Genomic DNA, 19,090 nt, shown 5'->3' with positions numbered 1-19,090 from the left:
CCCGCCACACCGGAATTAACGCTTTCTAAACCATCGCCACTGACGATATAAACATCATCATACAAGGCACCGCGAGACAGAAAACGATCTTCAGGAATACCGACCACTTGATCAGGAACGATCACCTGAGTATTGCCGCCAAAATCGGTTCCATCTAATAATACACCATCCCAGTTGACCGTGCGAAATCCGCCGATTTGTGAGCCGATAGCAGTGGTATTATCCAACCCACCAATAGCGGCTTTCATCGCTGCAAAAGCGGTTGCTGCATTGTCACCCACACCACTAAACAAAGTCGCGGCTTGTGCTTTTTGAAAAGGGATAGACACTGCCAATATTCCCGTTAATGCGATGCACAACGGTTTAAAAGTAGTCATAAAATAATCTCCTAACTCTAACAAAATCTTGAGTAGTCGAGATGAAGCCTACTGTTGTGCATCTTAGCCTATAACGTTCTGTATGTTTAGTGAAACTCTCCAAGTTTTACATGAACTACCCTTCTGTAAAGATAATTTAGATAAATTTAAAGGAATTGTAAAATAGTCAAATTACCATTGCTGGACTTTAGTTTTAACAAAATAATTAATTTTAAATCCGAAAACTGGGAATGCGGTGATTTGAATGATTCCAAAAATCAACGTGATTTTTGATAGATATTTCAACAATTAATGTTTCAGGAATATGAACCTTTCTTTCAAAAACAAACTCCCCGTAATCAGCCAAGTCATCAAGACCGATAAAATTGAGGATAATCTCAGCTACTATCCAAATAAAAAACTTTAAAACAGACTGATTTAAGTATTCCATAGCCTCTCACATCCTTGATTAACCTCCATTGAGGAATCATCAAAAAATCAACAACTTAACCTCATCCTTATTTTAAATAAGACCTGAGATAAATTTCTTCTTTCTCCTGAGAGATTTCTGGGTCATCTCTTGGTGTCTCTGTGTCTTGGTGGTTTTATTCTATAAAATCAAAAAAATAAGCCTGATTTCTTCAAGAAACCCGGCGATAAAATTAACATAAATTTTTGAATCATTTATTCTCCGGCTGACCAAGGTTCCATAAACTTTGGATACAGCGTTAGTCCGCCATCAATATAAAGAGTTTGACCCGTAATATAAGACGCATCATCAGAAGCCAAAAAAGCCGTAATTGCAGCCATTTCTTCAGACGTTCCGACTCGTCCCATCGGAATATGCTGTTCAACTTCTTGTCTTTTTTTCTCATCTTCTGACCAAGAATTAATCGGTGTTGCCGTTGCGCCCGGTGCAATAGCATTAACCCGAATTCCATGTCTCGCATATTCTAAAGCCAGCGTTTTAGTCAGGTTTCCCATGCCCCCTTTACTAATAGAATAACTCACATATTGAGGTCGAGGAATAATCTCATGCACACTAGAAACATTAATAATTACACCGCCATTATTCTGTTTTAAAAACTGTTTAATCGCTGACCGAGAACACAAAAAAGCACCTCGGAGATTCACCGAAATAACTTGATCAAAATCCTCTGTTTTTACTTGATCAGAAGCTTCGGCGATTTGCATTCCCGCATTATTCACTAAGATATCTAAACTACCCAATTTCTCGACAACTTCACCACACATTCTGATAATATCTTGCTCGTTAGAAACATCACCTTCGACGGGTATATCTTTACCCCCACAGTCTCGAATTTGATTGCAAACTTGATCAATCATTTCTTCTGTATCTTGAACTTTTTCAGGATTTCCCCGATAATTAATCGCTACATTTGCCCCTTCTGTTGCAAAGCGAACAGCGATCGCCTGACCTATTCCAGAAGTAGCTCCAGTGATTAACACATTTTTCCCTTTCAACCCTTTCATTATGATTTTAATCCTCCTAATATTTATTCTTGAATATTTAACGAAAATCCCAGGGTTTAACCTGGGAAAAATTAGCGCATCAAAAGTTCAGACTAAAACCTATTCTTTCTCAGTTTTACTGTCCGAAGAAATCTTTAACCGCATCAACTACATTATCAGAAGTTCTTTCAAGATCATTGTGGGCTTCGCTGCTTTGACGTTGGATGTCGCCGACATTTTCTTGTGCTTTTCCTTGAGTTTGTTTGAGTGAACCTTCAGTTTTGGCTTGAGCTTCTTTCATATTTTGTTCTGCTGCTCCGACGGCTTGGCGTGCTTTACCTTCCACTTTATTTGCTGTACCTTCTCCCAATACATTGTCTACCATTGAAGAATTAGTTGCTAAGATAGAAGAAGTATTCAGACTCAGGGCTTGAGCCGGTAAAAATGAAGCGGTTAGTAAACCTGAACAAAATACAGCTAATGATACAAAAACACCAAATTTTAAAAGCAATTTACGAGCAAATCTCATAGTTTAATCTCCTCTGTTGATTTCACAACAGCTTCAGTATTTATCGTTGAATATTTGTTCCAACGTTTCACTTTCAGAATAAACGGGTTTGAGGTCAATTGACCTCACTCTTTAGAGAGAACTAAATTGGAGGTTTGTGGACATTTTTGGTCAATTTAACCCCTTTTAATCTCTCTCTAGATAGAGTGATTATTTTAAAATTTTTTGATATAGTTTTAGTTAGATAAAAAACGGTAAAACAGAAGATTAAATTAGGAGTATTTAACAAATGAGTTTAGAAGATAGAGTGGCAGCAACCGCTAAAAATTTAGAAGGAAAAGCTCAAGAAGCGATGGGAGAGTTTACCGGAGATCCCAAAGACAAAGCCGAAGGAAAAGCCAAGCAAACTGAGGCTCAACTTCAACAGACTGTTGAAAACATGAAAGATGAAGTCAAAAAGAAAATAGACTAACGGTCACAGCAGGCTTCGTCTGATTTTGCATAAGACAGAAAGGATCTAATTCATTTTAGGTCCTTTTTTCTGATGAAAATTTCACTCTCTTAAATTATACAGATTGAATTGAGTTTCAGAAAAGACATAAACCACTTCTGTTTCAATCACTTTAAAAACAACCCAAGTTCTTGAGTTCATTCTTTGAAGAATTTGATAAGTATTGATACTTATTTAATCTTCTCAAGCTGGTCAGATTGATCACATTTTGACGTTGAACTCACCCGTTTCTGTGTCATTAATTTAAACTTCCTAACAGTTTGTATACAATCCTAAAATAATATTTAAATCTTTTAAAAGATCGTGTATAATACAGCTAGCTTGTACTAGCTTATGCAATCTTCTCCTGAGCGTTGTGCCAGCAGTAGGATGCTGACCTGGGGCAAGCCTCACGAACCAGTCCGAAATAAGTGCCTTTTAGCCACTTGGGGGGATGCTTCGTTTTCCCTTGCTATGGACGATACTGAGTATGACTACGAAAGCTTTAACGAGTTTAGCTCACCAATTGGTTAAAAAACCCTATGTTTTAGCCGTCGATGATAATCAAGACAATTTACTTCTAATTGGTTGCGTCCTTGAAAATTTGGGTTATCCTTATCTGAGTGCGAGTAGCTCTCAAGAAGCTTTGTCCCTTTTAGAACATTACCAACCTCAGCTCATTTTACTTGACATTATATTACCGGATATTGACGGCTTACAACTTCTGGGTCACATTCGAGCCAATCACCGACTTGACCAAACCACTACAATTGCTGTAACGGGCTTGGCTTTCGGAAAAGATCGAGAACACTTACTCGCGAGCGGTTTTGATGACTACCTCAGTAAACCTTATCTGTTGAGCGATCTCGAAGATCTAATCTGTCGCCATCTTACAAAGCCTTCCGATTGTGCGTCCCGTCGTCCGAGGTTTTTAAAGAAGCAGTGCGAGACGGAAATTCAAAAATAACAATTGCTCCAGTACGATCAGTATCAATCGCTGTATCACAAAGGAAGTCAGTCACCGTTACATTGATCGTCTTCTCAATCAAATCCTTAATTTTGGGCTGAATGATGCGATCCAATTCGCCTCGAACTCGGCTCACCAATCGGACATCATTATTTCGATTCAAGAAATGTTCAGGGGGAGTAATCACTCCCTCTAAAATAAAAACTACAATGCGATCAAATATATGACAACTAATCTTGATGAGTTGCTGTTCTAACTGTTGAGTATAGATCTTTTGAATCCCCTCACAAAGAAGCTGCTCTGATAATGCTAAATTGCTTGCCTCCATTATTCCTCAAATCAAAGACTTTTTTCAAGAAACCTGAGATTGATTATGCCCTGAATGGAGTTTAGGCTTAGGAATTGATTCACAATTGCGAACTTGGGGAGATTGAGTTAATACCGCAATAATACCCATCCGACCCGTTTCTAACTTCGCTTCACTCAAGAGATCAATCACATCCACTGCTAAGATTTCTTCGATCAAAGCTTTTAATTTCGGTTGAGTGGCATCTTTTAATCCCGCTCGAACCTCCTCCGCTAACTCATCTTGTCCCGCATCTGATAAAAGCTGTTCTGCGGGGGTAATAGAATTTTCCACAATAATTGCGATTTTAGAGTCAAAAAGCTGACAAGTCACCTTAGTCGGTTGATGTCCTAGTTCTTGACGATAGAAAGCTTGAATACGCTGAGAAAGATTCCGTTCCAGTTGTCCTCGAGTCAGATTATTCATCAACTTGCCTCTAAATTTTATTAGACTGCTGTACATAAGTCAGTCGAGTGATTCTTCTGAGTTATGGAACAGCAGTGTAAACTCGATAGCGATCGCTATCAATCACAACTAAAGATCAGTCTACAATTAGACAATAAAACTCGCATGATTCTTAGGATGGATTTTTGACAGTCACCCACTGATATCTGCAAACTGCTAACTGACTAACCCCGAACGCAAAGCCCGTACCGCAGCTTGAGTGCGATCTTCGACACATAACTTATTCAAAATACTGCGAACATGAGTTTTCACCGTTCCAACCGTCACATAAAGCTTTTCAGAAATTTCAGCATTGCTACATCCAGCCACAATCAGTTCTAAAACTTCCAGTTCTCGCTCAGTCAGAGGATAGGTATCAAGAAGCCGTTGAACATCATCTTGAGCCGAATCAATCTCAACCGTGTGCTTAGTTACCTCTTTCCCCGTGTTGAATTCATCAACCGCAACAGCAGAAATCGGTTCTACCGTTCGAGCTTGTTTGAGGACAATCCGAGCAATTGTTGGATCAATCCAAGCATTTCCCTCGTAGGTTGATCGAATCGCCTGTACCAGTATATCTAAACTCGAATCTTTCAAACTGTAAGAATCCGCACCTGCTGCAAAAGCCGCTAAAACCGAGTTTTCTTCCTCGTGCATGGTGAGAATCAGAACTTTCGTTTTAACAGTTGATTCAGAACTGGCTTGAATTTTTCTTAACTGTTGCGTCAACTCTATCCCATCAATATCGGGTAAGCCAATATCAACAATAGCCACATCCGGGGAAAGCGATCGCAACATCTCTAAACCTTTGCGGCCATTCTCCGCATCACCCACAACTTCAATATCATTGACTTGCTTGAGGGCAGCGACTAAACCCACACGACTCAAGTTATGATCTTCAACAAGAACAACACGTATTTTATTCATTCTAAAATTGCCGACAATAGATAGAGGAAATATTAGCGCTTTCGATATATCCTCATCAGATTAACCTAAAAAACCTTACTTAGTCTATCTATCCATAGTCCTATCGAAAACTGACCTAAAGATAGATTGACAATTGATATTGCTGGAGACGAAGATCTATGCTGACAGAAAGTATACTCGCTACAACAGTGTTCATGCCTCATGGCAGTTGTTATCTCTGGAAACCTGGATTAGTGGGATTGCATTGGGTGAGTAACGCCATCATTGCCTTATCTTACTTTTCCATCCCTGTTGGGCTAGTGTACATCGTTCGTCAGCGAGATGATATTCCATTTAACTGGATATTTCTGTTGTTTGCTGGCTTTATTATCTCTTGCGGTTGGGGTCATCTACTCGATATCTGGACGCTGTGGCACCCGAACTACTGGATTTCGGGCATCGTGCGAGCGTTCACGGCGGTAATCTCTTTATTGAGTGCGATCGCCCTAATCCTGTTGATCCCCAAAATTTTAACGTTTCCGAGTCCAGAGCAGATGGAAGAGTCAATGCGCTTACTCCGACAAGAAATCGAAGAACGCAAGCAAGTGGAGACTGAGCTTAAAAAAAGTGAGGAACGTTGGCAGTTAACCCTGCAAGGAACTGGAGACGGTATTTTTGACTGGAATATTCTCACCGGGTTCGTCTTCATGTCTACTCAGTTGAAAGCCGATTTCGGCTACAAAGATGACGAACTGGAAAATAACTTTGAGGCTTGGCGTTCTCGCATTCATCCCGAGGATCTTGATGATGTATTAGCAACAGTACAAAATCATCTTGACGGCAAAACACCTAAATACGCGGCGGAATACCGTCTGCGTTGTGCCGATGGCAGCTACAAATGGACTTTAGCCCGAGGAATTGCTCAAAGGGATGACTTGGGTAAAGCCATTCGCATGGTGGGTTCTCAGCAAGATATTAGCGATCGCAAACGAGCCGAAGCCGCTCTGCGGGGAAGTGAAGCCCGCTATCGCTGGCTAGCTGATCATGCCAAAGATCTGATTTCTACTCACACCTGTGAAGGGGTGTTTCTCTACGCCTCACCCGCCAGTCGGCATTTACTCGGCTACGAACCGGAGCAACTGCTGGGACGTTCCCTCTATGAATTCTTTCATCCGGCAGATGCAGCCGCTTGGCAGAGAACCTATACCATTATCGGTCAGTTACCCCATGAGTACACCAGCACTTATCGGGTACGTCGTTGTGATGGGACTTATGTTTGGTTTGAAACCACCAGTCGCGCCATATCCTCGGGAAATTCGACGGTAGAACCGATGATTCTCTGTATTTCCCGAGATGTCACGCTTCGCAAGCAAGCTGAAGAAGAAATTGCTCGTTTTAACGATGAACTCGAACAGCGAGTTAAAGACAGAACGACTGAGCTGGAAGTTCTCAATCAACTCAAAGATGAATTACTCGAACGAGAACGAGTTGCCCGTGAGCAAGCTGAAGCAGCTCAAGCCAAAATTCAAATCTATGAAGATATTGTCGAAAATATTCCCATTGGGATGAGCGTTTGGCATTTAGAGGATATCGACGATATTCAGAGTTTTCGCTTGATTAGTTCTAACCCGGAAGCGTCGCAATTATTAGGGTTAGAACTTGACGAGCAAGTGGGCAGAAAAATGATCGAGTGTTTCCCAAAATTGCCAGAAACCAACATTTGTTTATTGCAAGCTTATGCTCAAGTGGTTCGTCATCAACAGCCTTGTGGGTTTAGTGAAGTTCGTTATGGAGATCAGCGAGTCGGTGAAAGTTGGTTTGCAGTCAAAGCTTTTCCCTTACCCAATCAACGGTTAGGAATTGCTTTTGAAGATGTTACCCAACGCAAACGGATCGAAAAGGCTTTATCGGAAAGTGAACGGCTGTATCGCTCTGTTCTCAATAGTGTTCAAGAAGTCATCTTTCAAACTGATATTGAAGGGCGGTGGACGTTTTTAAGTCCGGCTTGGACGTTCATTACCGGATTTAGCCTTTCTGAGAGTCTTTCCTCTGGGTTGATTAATTATGTCTATGCTGAAGAAGATCAACGCTATATTAGTGAACAATTAGAGCGGTTGATTCAGACTGATCAACAGGGTTTTATCTTTGAATTTCGCTTGCTCAAAAAAAATGGGGATTTTTGTTGGTTGGAAATTTCTGCTCAATTGAACCGAAACGGTGAAAACGAAGTCATTGGATTTTGGGGGACGATTAACGATGTGACTAAACGCAAACAAACTGAAGCCATTTTACAGGCTCGTGCCGATGAATTGGTTCAACTGAATGCGATTTTATTGACCACAACCGGACAACTGGAAAAACGCAATAAAGAACTCGATCAGTTTGCTTATGTCGCCTCTCACGACTTGAAAGCGCCTCTAAGAGCGATCGCTAATTTGTCTGAATGGATGGAAGAAGATCTACAAGATAAGCTTGATGATGATACTCGTCATCAGATGAGTTTATTACGCGGACGAGTTCATCGGATGGAAAACTTAATTAACGGACTTTTACAGTATTCTCGAGTTGGTCGTGTTCAAGTAGAATCTGAAAAAGTTCAGGTGAGTCAACTGCTTGAAGAGATCATTGATTCACTTGATCCGCCATCAGAGTTTACCATTAAAATCGAAGGAGAAATGCCCACTTTAACCACACAACGGATATCTTTACAGCAAGTGTTTAGTAACTTGATTAGTAATGCGATTAAGCATCATCATCGTTCCGATGGACAGGTGATAATTTCCTGCACCGATCAGGGGAAATTCTACGAGTTTTCGATCAGTGATAATGGCCCGGGGATTGCGCCTCAATATCAGGCAAAAGTCTTTACGATTTTTCAAACCTTGAAAGCCCGTGATCAAGCCGAAAATACGGGCATTGGTTTGTCAATTGTCAAGAAAATTATTGATACTAAAGGAGGAAAAATTGAACTTGAATCTCAACTCGGCGAAGGGGCGACATTTCGCTGGACTTGGCCTAAGTAAAAGATCGCTCTTGCCGAGAAGGAGAAATAGCAGACTCTTCGTCGTTATAAATTGTTTCCAGTCTGATCTACCTCTGGAGATAGATAAAGATCAACTCAAGGTTTCTCCCTAGAGATGAGGTCTGAAGTTAAAGCTTTGTTTATAATCTCAGGAAGAGGTAGGCTGGGATTGCTATCGTTTGATGTTATGAGATGATCATAATCTCAAGAGGCGAGTTCAACGGATTATCTGATTTATGGGGGAAAAAATTATTAATATTCTATTGGTGGAAGATGACGAAGTTGATGTGATGAACGTCAAGCGAGCGTTTAAAAAGAACAATATTTCTAATCCGCTTTATGTGGCGGGTAATGGAATAGAGGCTTTGGAAATGCTACGTTCCCAAGAAGGTTGTCTTCCCATCGTTCCTGAAGAACGCCGATTGATATTACTTGACTTGAATATGCCTAAAATGGGAGGCTTAGAATTTTTAAAAGAGTTGCGTTCTGATCGAAAATTGAAAGCGACACCTGTAATTGTGTTAACAACTTCCGATGAAGATCGGGATTTGCTTGAAGCTTATAACTTGAATATTGCAGGTTATATTCTCAAGCCCGTAACCTTTACAAAATTTGCTTCAGTTATTGTTACTTTGAATACTTATTGGACGCTGTGTGAATTTCCCTAGTACACGGCTGTCTCGATGAATAACAGAACAGTGTAACTGTCAAAATAAAATTTAGATAAAAGCTGGAAAAATTACCATGAAAACAGTAAAATCGGTTATTGCTAAAAAATGGAATGTTACCTCTCTATTGAATGAAAAAAATCAAAAATGTCAAAATTTCAACCCCAGGTTAGTTCTGTTATAAAACCGAACGTCTTGCATCCGCTAAACCTCTGTAGATGGCAGGAGATGGAAAAACTATTAAGTATACTGATTGTTGATGATGATGAAGTGGATCGAATGGCTGTTAAGCGCTCGCTGCGGAAAGTTGATGTCAAAGTTGAAGTAGCTGAAGCACAAGATTGTGAAACAGCAGTCGCCCTCATCCAAGAAAATAAATTTGATTGTGTTTTTCTAGATTATCGCTTGCCCGATCGAGATGGTCTTGAACTCGTTAAACAGGTACGTTCTCTCAACATAAAAGTACCCTTAATTGTGTTGACAGGTCAAGGCGATGAGCAAATTGCAGTCGATTTAATGAAAGCGGGTGCCTCTGATTATCTCTCCAAATCTTGGGTTTCGCCCGAAAGATTGTGGCAAGTCATGCGGAATTCTATTCGGGTTTATCATGCCGAAATGGAAGCCGAACGAGCCAACAAACGTCTCTGGGAAAGTAATGAACTGTTACGACGCAAAAATCGAGAACTAGAACGACAACGCCAACAAATCGAATTACAAAACCGCAAACTGGCTGAAGCATCTCGCCTTAAATCCCAATTTTTAGCCACCATGTCTCACGAACTTCGCACACCCATGAATGCAATTATGGGTTTTTCTCAACTGTTGCTGCGTCAGTACCCAGATCCTCTCGCTCCTCAACAATTGGATATGGTAAAACGCATCTTTAATAATGCTCAAAATCTATTGACGATGCTCAATGAAGTTCTGGATTTTTCTAAAATAGAAGCCGGCCAATTTAAGTTAGAACCTCAAGAATTTGATCTGGGTAAATTTGTAGAATTGACGGCTGAAGAATTGCGATCCCTAGCCGTCGAGAAACAATTGACGTTGAAAGTTGATGTCGCTCTCGAAGAGGGAAAGGTGATTAATGACAAAAATTGTATCCGGCAAATTTTAGTTAATCTGATTTCAAATTCTATTAAATTTACAGAGTCGGGAGGAATTTGGATTGATGTTCGAGAACTAGAAACAGGTCAATTAGCCATTTCAGTTAAGGATACAGGAATTGGCATCGCCCCCGATCATTTGCAGGAAATTTTTGAAGCCTTCCGACAAGTCAATCAAACGAATACTCGTAAACATTATGGTACAGGTTTGGGTTTAGCAATCGTTGATTCTCTCGTGAAATTGATGCAAGGGAAAGTCAATGTGGATAGTCAATTGGGCTATGGTTCTGTTTTCCAGGTTGAATTTCCACGCTATTTAAAATAAAATATATATAAAAACAAAAACAGTTTTTATGAAAACTAATTTTAGTAATGTTGATATGTCTAGTATTGCAGTAGCGAAAACAAACTATATTCTCGCAGTTGACGATCTGCCAGATAACCTATTCCTTCTGAAGTTAGCCCTAGAACAAGAAGGACACAATGTTGTCTTAGTCGAAGACGGAAAAAGCGCTCTAGCACAGATAGAAGCCTCTCCGCCGAATTTAGTGCTGCTGGATGTGATGATGCCTGAAATGGATGGCTATGAGGTAACGCGGCTCATTCGCAGTAATCCTAAATATCCCTACATTCCCATTTTACTGATTACGGCTCACGAACAGTCAAGTGTCGTCGAAGGTTTAGATGCTGGGGCGGATGATTTTATTCGTAAACCTGTTCAAATTGATGAACTCCAAGCCCGAGTTCGATCGCTATTGCGTCTAAAACAAAGTATCGATCAGCGAGAAAATTTTGTTCGCTGTCTCACCCACGATCTACGAACTCCTCTGGTTGCTGCGGATCGGATGTTAAATCTCATGCAGCAAGGGGTATTTGGAAATCTAGATTCTCCAATGGATGAGGCGATCGCAACCATGATCGGCAGTAATAAAAATCTACTCGATATGTTAAACACGCTTTTAGCCGTGTATTCCTATGATGTCGGACAAAAAACCCTCAGTTTTATTCCTTTCGATTTAGATGCTCTCATCCAAGAAGTGATTACTGAACTCACACCTTTAATTGCCGAAAAACAACTTCTAGTGACATTTAACTCCGCCACTGAACCTGTGGTTAAAAAATTTGTTGGCGATCGCTTAGAATTGCGACGAGTGTTTACAAATCTGATTGCTAATGCGATTAAATTTACAGATGAGGGAAGTGTTGAAGTGAATTTAAGTTTAATGAAAAACTCCGAGAAAGAGTTACCCAAAGACTGGATAAAAGTTGAAATAAAAGACACCGGGATTGGCATATCTCCTGAAGATCAAGTCACCATGTTTGAAGCCTTTCATCAGGGGAATCATAAGCGTTCAGGAAGTGGTTTAGGGTTGCATTTATGTCGGCAAATTATCCAAGCTCATCAAGGTAAAATCGCCGTCAAATCAGCTCTGAATCAAGGCACTGTATTTACCGTTTGTTTACCGTTTTAAGTCAGTGACTAGGAGTTCATATGTCTTGGGATTAAGTTTTAAAAAACCCCGTGTATTTATATTTGTCTCTAATTGTTACTTATATTTTACATTGGGTAACTTCTCGAGCAACTCTACGGCAACAATGCTTTGTAGGAAAAGTTACAGTTGTCGAGAGGGAGAGAATGTTAATCTAAAACTGGAGCAATTAAAAAGATCATTTTATCTTTATAATCTCCCAATATATACTGACAGTATTTTTCTAGACAGTCAGATACAGAGTGTTGGTAGGGGTACAAGGCTTGCAACCTAGAGGTTCGAGTCCGACATCAATGAAGCTTAGTTTTACGAAAGGGAAACCATAATGAAGATTGCTCAATCGATTTTCGGGGGAGTGGTGATTGGGGTGAGCTTTTTTTCTCTCATACCAACCGGGATAGCAGAAGAAGTTCAGCGACTCGATACCTATCAACAGCCCTCCGTATCTGCATCAGATTTGACTGGAAAAGGCTTAAATATGGGCATCAAACCCTCTAGTGCCAGTTTTCCACAGGGGGGGCCATCACTCGATAAACCTTTTGAATACGAACCCGAATACTTGAATCAAGTTGCACCTCAAACGGAAGTAGTGATTGATCAATATTCATCTCAGCAAAATCGACAACAAGTCAACCCCTTAAGTCCTTCCTTCAATTCTCAAGGGGCTGGTGTCAGGGGAATTCCCATTCGCTTAGGGAATTGATTTCGACACAGCAGGGATTGAATAGCAACTCAATCCCTTTTGATCTGATTGAGAGTATCCGAGTCCCCGTAAGATTGGAGGAAAAAATCTCCGCCACAGTAAATCCTTGCACAGTTGAGTTTTGGAGCGGTTTCTGTGTCAATATAGAAAAACTGCCTGACTTGGTACAGGTCATCAACCCTGGGTGAGTTCAGGTCGTTAGAGAGGAGATACTAGGTTAAAGTCTATGAAAGCTGGCGATCGCGTTCGCGTCAAAACATCGGTTATTGTCTATACTCATCCCGAACACCGCAATCAGTCATTTGACATGAAGGGTTTAGAAGGAGAAATTGTCTCTATCATCAATGATTGGAATGGTAGGCCAGTGAGTCCAAATCTCCCGATTCAAGTCAAATTTACCGCCAAATTCAAAGCTCATTTTAAACAGGAGGAACTTGAAGTGATCTCAGACTAGCAGGTGAAAGGGGAAAATTCTACATCTGCCCATCGAGGGACATTAGAGAGGCTCAAATCCTTCAGTGTGGACAACTTTCCCCACCTTTAGTTCGTCCCTCGTCCCCGCCGAAACCAACCGAATATGTTTAGATCTCCTCGCATTTTTTGGAGTTCTTGCTGATGACGCTCGGCGGTTTCAGCGTACCATTGACAATGCTGTTCAAACTCCTCTCGATATTTGACTTCCTGATAAAATTTAGCAGTCACTTGATAGACTTGCAAAATCTCTGCTGCTGATTGTTGAGTATCTGTGAAATTTTCCCACTGAAAATACATTACAGCTCGAACCTCTGCTAATTATTTCTTCAAGTTAACATAATCAATCGGATTTATTGCAGGCTCAAATTATAACCATCCTCGCAACCGATAAACAACAATTCCGATATATTCTTTTAAGGCTTGGGTGAACTTTTGCAAAGATTGCGTATCCGGTATGAGGCCTAAAATGCTTGCTTGTATTGTGGTTTTTGAAGGGTTGACATCTTGTTGAGAGACCCAAAAATCAGTCGGTGCTGCGATCGCCTCAATTCCTTGACGCTGAAAAACCCGCAGCGATCGCGGCATATGCAGGGCAGATGTTACTAATAATACTTTCCCCGTCAACTTCTTCTCCTGTAAAATCTGACGAACATTCACCGCATTTTGATAAGTATTCAGTGAAGTTGGATCTTTTGACATCCTCCCACCACTAATTCGGAGTACCGAATATAGTAGGGGATTCCAAAACATCACTGCAAGGGTTTCCTCTTTCCACGAGTTGACTTGCTTGAAGGAGTTTCCACACTCAAGTATTGGTCAGTCTCTCCAGAGGCGTTTAACGTTCCCGTGTGTCCCACGGTACGGAGTCCTAATTCAAGTATGTTGATAGCTGCATTCCAGTCTCTATCAAGTACAAACCCACAATTATGACATCTATGAGTTCTCGTACTCAACGACTTTTTGACTTCTTCCCCACAGTTAGAGCAGTTGGCACTGGTGTAGTGAGGAGGAACCGATACCGTTGCCACCCCGAACACTTTACCGAAATACTCTAACCAACTGCGGAAATTAGACCAAGCCGCATCAGAAATCGACTTGGAGAGTTTTCTGTTTTTCACCAGATTTTGCACCTGCAAGTCCTCATAGACAACCAAGTCGTTAGACTGGATGACGCATCTTGCCAACTTCACGGCAAAATCTTTACGCTGCCTACTTACCTTGAGGTACTTTCTACCCAAGCGATTTTGAGCCTTAGCTCTATTTTTCGAGGCTTTTTTGGTACGAGAAAGTTTACGTTGAAGTCGCTTGAGAGACTTTTCGGACTTTCTCAAGTAACGAGGATTATCAACCGTTTGTCCGTTGGAATCGGTGTAGAACTGGGTCAACCCAACATCCAACCCAATGGTTTTACCTGTTGGCTCTCGTTTCTCAATCCGCTCTTGATCAAGACAAACCTGAACGTAGTATCCATCAGCACGACGGACAACCCGGATGCGCTTAATCTGTTTCAACTGATAAAAATGCAAGTCACGGGTTCCCCACAACTTGAAACTTCCGGCTTTAAACCCATCGGTGAAAGTAATGGTTCTTCTATCTTCCGAAAGCTTCCACCCGCAGGTTTTATATTCAACAGAACCATGTGTTTGATGCTTCTTGAAGCGTGGAAAACCTTCTCTTGGTGCGCTTCCTCTAGCGGCTTGCGAAGCCGCGAGGTCGCACCGCTTCTTCGCTGCTTTCTTCTTACAGTTGTCATAAAACCGAGCGATAGCCGACCATGCTCTTTCAGCAGAAGCTTGACGAGCCATCGAGTTGAGCTTACTTGCCCAGGGGAATTCCTTGGCAAGAACCGCACAATAAGCGCTCAGTTCATACCGTCCAATCTTCGGGTTGTCCATCCAGTATCTAATGCAAGAATTGCGGATAAAACGTGCAGTACGAATGGCTTCATCGAGCCGCTCATACTGTTGTTTTTCTCCCTCAAGTTTTGCTTCAAATACCAGCATTTTACGTCGCTATGCTTGAGATAAATTATTCTAACACACATCCTGACCGCAATTCATCTCACCGTCAAATCAAAGATTATGACGGGAGCCTTCTTACGGAGTTAGGTAAAATTGCCGACTCCGGAACCCCCATCGCTGCTGCAATTTCCGCCATATCAGCCGATTCAGGAGGTTCTTGACCGTCCCATTGAATGCGACCCCCACTTAAAATCAGCCAAGGGGCTTTTTCCTGTCGATACAACAACGCCCCATACAAAATCCGATCTCCGGCTTCGCTGACATCGACCCAAGGACGAGGGGGAATGGGGGCTTTGGTTCCGCCGCCCAACACGACAATCGCCGTTGCTTTTGGAAGTTCACCGTTGGGGATATTTTGCCACTCTAGCGATCGCACTAAACTCTGAGAAACCCAACTATTACTACTCACCAGGAGAATCAACAACGCTAATCCGATTGCCCCTGCCGCTATGCGAGGCTGCTTCCACAATAATATTAAGGCGACTATCAGTAAAAAGCAACTCAGTCCGAGAGGATAAATAAGTAAGGGCAGAAGTTTAGATAAAAACAGAAACATAGTATCACGCCCGGAATTCCGAGTTCAATTGAGAGGAGTTGATCCAAATTTTAGCGATGAACTGACACAATTGCTGTTAATACTTCCTAATTCATCTATTGTGATCATGCCGTGATGAATTTGACAAAGCCTTTAGTCAATCGACATAATTGAAGTTATGTTTGTTTACGGAGTGATCAATGGATAATCTTGAATCAGATTCTTTGCCGACTGAAGTGATTTTAACTCATCCTCAACGGTCTTTAGGAAGTATTTGCTTTGATTGGACACCTCAACCGGGTCATTATCTGGAGATCCTCGGTCAAACTTACGCCGTTTTAGAACGTCGTCACCGCTATCAGTTAAGATCGGGTCGTTATCGACTGCATCAAATCTCGCTTTACGTGCAATCTGCCGAACCTCCTCAAGAGAGAAGTTTAGTGGATGGACGTTGGGTACTCGGAGATGGGACTTGTCGCTTCAATGCCCATTCAGAATTAGTTCGTTGTGCGGTTCATCCACAAGGACCATGCGGTCAATGTCGCTTTTATGAACCGACAAATCATCAACCGTCAGAGTGATCACTTTAACTAATTCAAAATGCTCATATCTGCACGATAATCTTCCACCGAAACTAATCGCCACTTTCTATCTTCAAGCAGTTCTAAAACCTGGTGATGGTATTTTAATAAACTCATTCGATGCCCTACACTCACGTAGGTCGTTTGAGTCTCTTGTAACTTTTGATAGAGGCGTTCTTCGTTTTTTAAATCTAAGGCACTGGTCGCTTCATCGAGGATCGCGTAACGCGGCTGACTCAGCAACAAACGCGCAAATGCTAAACGCTGCTGTTCTCCTAAAGATAGCACATTTCCCCAATCCAACTCGACATCAAAACTATTCACTTGTTCAGCTAAATGACCCAAGTTGACCAATTCTAAAACCTGAATTAATTTTTGTTCATCTACACCTCGATCCGTATAAGGATACAATAATTGTTCGCGGAGACTTCCTAAAATCATATAGGGTTTTTGCGGTAAAAACAGCATTTCCTGTAAATCTGGACGCACTAACTGTCCGGTTCCTGAACGCCATAATCCCGCAATTGCCCGCAATAAGGAACTCTTACCTGCCCCACTATTCCCCATGATTAATAATCCTTGACCGGGTTGTAAAACCAGAGAAAGATCTGTTACCAGGGTTTTTTGATAATTGGGAGTATTGAGGGTAATATGTTCGAGAGCCAGTGGAGAATCAATCGTTAAATCAATACGAGGTTCTCCCGGTTTAGGGACTGTGTTTTCGGGATGTAAAGCTTCGGAAAACGTGGCTAAACGGTTAATTCCGGCCGCAAATGCACTCAAGGCTTCAATCTGACTGACAATGATCGAAAAGGCACTTAAAACTTGACTAAAGGCAAAGTTAGCTTGGGTAATGTCTCCAAACTTGATCTGTCCCGCAAAATAAATCGGAGCCATGATCAGCGAGGGTAAAATAATCACAATGTAGCGATAGCCTGTGGTAAAGTAATCCACATTTCGCTGCCATCCGATTAACAGATTAAAGTTCTCAAAAGCTTTCAGAAATCGCTGTTTGATTTGCAGGCTTTCTTGTTGTTCTCCTTGATAAAAAGCAATCGATTCTGCATTATCTCGCACATGAACTAATCCATAGCGAAAGTCAGCTTCTCGTCGGAGTTGGTTAAAGTTTAGTGGAATTAATCGCCGTCCGATCCAGATTGTAATCACGGTACCAAAGACGGCATAAACTAACAAAAATAACGAGAGTTTTTTAGAGATTGTCCAGAGAATTCCACTAAAGGAAATAATATCAATCACTGAATTCAGCAAAACCAACAGAAAAACCAAGCTGGTTCGGGTAAAAGATCGAATATCTTCAGTAATTCGCTGATCGGGGTTATCGATTTCTCGATCAGATTCGAGTTTATAATAGGCGCGGTTATCAAAATAGTTATCTAAAAATTTATTCGTGAGCCATTTTCGCCAATAGTTTCCTAAGCGATCGCGGGTATAGCCATATAAAGCAACAATGGGAATACCAACAATAAAAACACCTGCATAGACAAATAAAAATCGCCAAAATTCTGATTCATTTTTCTCGGCGAGGGCGGTTGTAAAGAAGTTTGAAACGTAGCTGATAATAACGTTTAAGCCGCTTACGGAGACGGATAACAGCAAAAGAATACCTAAAACCGCCCAAGGTTGCCAGCGAGATTGTAAATTCTCTTTATAAGAAAAGGCGGCGATCACAGGTAAAATCAGCATTAAACCGAATACCACGATCCAAGGAGACTGGATCAAGCCTGTGATGGTTTCCAGCAAACCAGGGGCGATGCTATTGAAAAATTCAGGAAATAGATATTGACTCCCGAGTGTGACTCCGGCGACGAGTACAAAAACAGCAGCAAAGATAAAAACCAGTAGCAATAGTAACAGTCCGAGAAACACTTTGCTGCTTCCCGGTTCAAGCGGATAGAAAAAGGGTTGGGCGATCGCTAAAAATCGCTTCCACAACTGACTGTCAAATCGGTTCATGTGCTGTCTTGTTGAAGTCTATACAGAGTTTGGATTATACAAGTTTCTGGTATAATGGTAGGCTATTGTAAATCTACCTGTCAAATATGTTACACACAATCAGACAGAATCCAGGGAGGATGAGGGGGGAAGCACCGCAAGGGTGATGAACTTCATTAATCCATACAAAACAGTCAAAACTACAAATGTTACAGCGATCACGACTAAGGGACGATGATTGAGGAGATTATCAATCAAACTCCTAATCAAAACATCTGGGTTACTGACGATATCCCAACTATTGAACCTCTGAAACCGTCCCAGGTATATTCCGACAGCCGAAAGTGCGTGTACAGTCAATTCCCCCATCCAGCGATGGCGTTTCCAACCTTGCTGATCCAAATAGCGATTCAGGTAAATCAGGGAAAGAACATAAGCTTCAAATCCGACAAACATGAAAACAAGATATTGGGGAATCAAAGCAAGGGAGATAATCCACACCGAATAACCCTGACGAATTTGATCAACCAGATGAATGATATCCGTGAGAACATAAGGTGCATTGGGAAGAAACAAGATAAAAACCAGAAAACCCAACCACCACCTCAAGGAAAGATGGTGAGGTCGGTTTGGTTGTCTGTGAGACTGCCAAATTTCTAATCCCATCAGCAGCAGAGTGATCAAAAGTGCGATCAATAAATAACTGTAGTCTAGAGTTTGAATTAAACGATGAAATTGCCGACCGACTTGATAGGCATGGGGGAGAAAACTAAAGCCCAGTAGCAACCCGACACCCCAAATGATCATCGGTGATCGCATTCTAGACAGCTTGGAGATTACAGGCGGACAGAATAACCATAAACTCAAAGCCAGAGGGATTAATGCCAGGAATAAATTCCACGACATCCAACCCAGATTAGCAAGAATTGCCTGCCAAGCTAAGATGATCTGATTGATTAGTATATCCATCTGAGATGCGGCAAGGGGACTCCCGTTATACCCGACAGGGTTAGCGGGAGAGGAATTGCCGCCCAAAGAAAACTGAGC

The 19,090-nt window shown here is 41.5% G+C and carries 22 protein-coding genes; 9 read left to right on the top strand and 13 right to left on the bottom strand.

The features are described from left to right. The 4 genes from WN50_RS12830 to WN50_RS12815 form a co-directional block, all read right to left on the bottom strand. Positions 1–377, bottom strand: a 377-nt coding sequence (locus tag WN50_RS12830) for a hypothetical protein (protein WP_049559342.1), incomplete at its 3' end; no start/stop codon positions are given. A 211-nt stretch (positions 378–588) separates the two neighbouring features. Beyond that, entirely contained in the window at positions 589–807 is a 219-nt protein-coding gene (locus tag WN50_RS12825; protein WP_046278055.1) for a hypothetical protein, read from the bottom strand. A gap of 233 nt (positions 808–1,040) precedes the next feature. Next, positions 1,041–1,850 carry a glucose 1-dehydrogenase gene (locus WN50_RS12820; RefSeq protein WP_046278056.1) on the bottom strand — a complete coding sequence of 270 codons (810 nt, stop codon included), beginning with the start codon at positions 1,848–1,850 and terminating at the stop codon, positions 1,041–1,043. A 115-nt stretch (positions 1,851–1,965) separates the two neighbouring features. Beyond that, complete coding sequence (locus WN50_RS12815; RefSeq protein ID WP_046278057.1) at positions 1,966–2,358, bottom strand: CsbD family protein; 393 nt, start codon at positions 2,356–2,358, stop codon at positions 1,966–1,968. A gap of 268 nt (positions 2,359–2,626) precedes the next feature. Between WN50_RS12815 and WN50_RS12810 the strand changes: the two genes are divergently transcribed. Together WN50_RS12810 and WN50_RS12805 are read left to right on the top strand one after the other, a co-directional pair. Continuing rightward, a complete protein-coding gene (locus tag WN50_RS12810; protein ID WP_046277414.1) occupies positions 2,627–2,809 on the top strand; it encodes a CsbD family protein in 183 nt (60 codons plus the stop codon). Positions 2,810–3,317: 508 nt separating this feature from the next. Continuing rightward, entirely contained in the window at positions 3,318–3,794 is a 477-nt protein-coding gene (locus tag WN50_RS12805) for a response regulator (RefSeq protein WP_046277415.1), read from the top strand. Here the strand turns inward: WN50_RS12805 and WN50_RS37550 are convergent. The 3 genes from WN50_RS37550 to WN50_RS12795 form a co-directional block, all read right to left on the bottom strand. Continuing rightward, positions 3,718–4,122 carry a Na-translocating system protein MpsC family protein gene (locus tag WN50_RS37550; protein WP_063847389.1) on the bottom strand — a complete coding sequence of 135 codons (405 nt, stop codon included), beginning with the start codon at positions 4,120–4,122 and terminating at the stop codon, positions 3,718–3,720. The two genes, WN50_RS12805 and WN50_RS37550, sit on opposite strands and share 77 nt — an antisense overlap. A gap of 24 nt (positions 4,123–4,146) precedes the next feature. Beyond that, positions 4,147–4,566 carry a Na-translocating system protein MpsC family protein gene (locus WN50_RS12800; protein ID WP_046277416.1) on the bottom strand — a complete coding sequence of 140 codons (420 nt, stop codon included), beginning with the start codon at positions 4,564–4,566 and terminating at the stop codon, positions 4,147–4,149. Positions 4,567–4,761: 195 nt separating this feature from the next. Then, positions 4,762–5,511: a response regulator gene (locus WN50_RS12795; protein ID WP_046277417.1), complete on the bottom strand. Its 750-nt coding sequence runs from the start codon at positions 5,509–5,511 to the stop codon at positions 4,762–4,764. A gap of 158 nt (positions 5,512–5,669) precedes the next feature. On the opposite strand from WN50_RS12795, the gene WN50_RS33385 reads away from it, so the two are divergent. From WN50_RS33385 to WN50_RS12765, 6 genes are all read left to right on the top strand, one after another. Then, the gene (locus WN50_RS33385; RefSeq protein ID WP_082172429.1) at positions 5,670–8,513 is read left to right on the top strand and encodes a PAS domain S-box protein; all 2,844 of its coding nucleotides are present in this window, start codon (positions 5,670–5,672) and stop codon (positions 8,511–8,513) included. A 235-nt stretch (positions 8,514–8,748) separates the two neighbouring features. Then, positions 8,749–9,180 (top strand): response regulator, encoded by a 432-nt coding sequence (locus tag WN50_RS12785; protein ID WP_046277418.1) that lies wholly within the window; start codon positions 8,749–8,751, stop codon positions 9,178–9,180. A gap of 228 nt (positions 9,181–9,408) precedes the next feature. Further along, on the top strand, positions 9,409–10,611 hold the full coding sequence (locus WN50_RS12780; protein WP_046277419.1) for an ATP-binding response regulator: 1,203 nt from the start codon (positions 9,409–9,411) through the stop codon (positions 10,609–10,611). A 55-nt stretch (positions 10,612–10,666) separates the two neighbouring features. Beyond that, positions 10,667–11,758 carry a hybrid sensor histidine kinase/response regulator gene (locus WN50_RS12775; protein ID WP_046277427.1) on the top strand — a complete coding sequence of 364 codons (1,092 nt, stop codon included), beginning with the start codon at positions 10,667–10,669 and terminating at the stop codon, positions 11,756–11,758. A gap of 343 nt (positions 11,759–12,101) precedes the next feature. Then, on the top strand, positions 12,102–12,479 hold the full coding sequence (locus tag WN50_RS12770) for a hypothetical protein (RefSeq protein ID WP_046277420.1): 378 nt from the start codon (positions 12,102–12,104) through the stop codon (positions 12,477–12,479). A 226-nt stretch (positions 12,480–12,705) separates the two neighbouring features. Next, a complete protein-coding gene (locus WN50_RS12765; RefSeq protein WP_046277421.1) occupies positions 12,706–12,933 on the top strand; it encodes a ferredoxin-thioredoxin reductase variable chain in 228 nt (75 codons plus the stop codon). A gap of 86 nt (positions 12,934–13,019) precedes the next feature. On the opposite strand, the gene WN50_RS12760 is transcribed toward WN50_RS12765, so the two are convergent. The 4 genes from WN50_RS12760 to WN50_RS12745 all read right to left on the bottom strand — a co-directional run bounded on the left by WN50_RS12760 (position 13,020) and on the right by WN50_RS12745 (position 15,530). Continuing rightward, positions 13,020–13,250: a hypothetical protein gene (locus WN50_RS12760; protein WP_046277422.1), complete on the bottom strand. Its 231-nt coding sequence runs from the start codon at positions 13,248–13,250 to the stop codon at positions 13,020–13,022. 69 nt (positions 13,251–13,319) lie between these two features. Further along, positions 13,320–13,703 carry a YdcF family protein gene (locus tag WN50_RS12755; protein WP_323273494.1) on the bottom strand — a complete coding sequence of 128 codons (384 nt, stop codon included), beginning with the start codon at positions 13,701–13,703 and terminating at the stop codon, positions 13,320–13,322. Next, the gene (locus tag WN50_RS12750; protein ID WP_046277423.1) at positions 13,703–14,956 is read right to left on the bottom strand and encodes an RNA-guided endonuclease InsQ/TnpB family protein; all 1,254 of its coding nucleotides are present in this window, start codon (positions 14,954–14,956) and stop codon (positions 13,703–13,705) included. The genes WN50_RS12755 and WN50_RS12750 overlap by 1 nt, the downstream gene beginning before the upstream one ends. A 76-nt stretch (positions 14,957–15,032) precedes the next feature. Continuing rightward, on the bottom strand, positions 15,033–15,530 hold the full coding sequence (locus tag WN50_RS12745) for a YdcF family protein (protein WP_425354804.1): 498 nt from the start codon (positions 15,528–15,530) through the stop codon (positions 15,033–15,035). A gap of 179 nt (positions 15,531–15,709) precedes the next feature. Here WN50_RS12745 and WN50_RS12740 point away from each other — a divergent pair, with 179 nt between their 5' ends. Beyond that, positions 15,710–16,090, top strand: a complete 381-nt coding sequence (locus WN50_RS12740; RefSeq protein ID WP_046277424.1) for a DUF6464 family protein — start codon at positions 15,710–15,712, stop codon at positions 16,088–16,090. A 9-nt stretch (positions 16,091–16,099) separates the two neighbouring features. On the opposite strand, the gene WN50_RS12735 is transcribed toward WN50_RS12740, so the two are convergent. Both WN50_RS12735 and WN50_RS12730 read right to left on the bottom strand, forming a co-directional pair. Then, entirely contained in the window at positions 16,100–18,064 is a 1,965-nt protein-coding gene (locus WN50_RS12735) for an ABC transporter ATP-binding protein/permease (RefSeq protein WP_046277425.1), read from the bottom strand. 99 nt (positions 18,065–18,163) lie between these two features. Then, the coding region (locus tag WN50_RS12730; protein ID WP_342586753.1) for a DUF1361 domain-containing protein at positions 18,164–19,090 on the bottom strand (927 nt) is incomplete at its 5' end.

It is taken from the genome of Limnoraphis robusta CS-951, from assembly GCF_000972705.2.
Note: the sequence above shows the minus strand (reverse complement) of the source record. Positions and strands in the feature narration are given on the sequence as shown.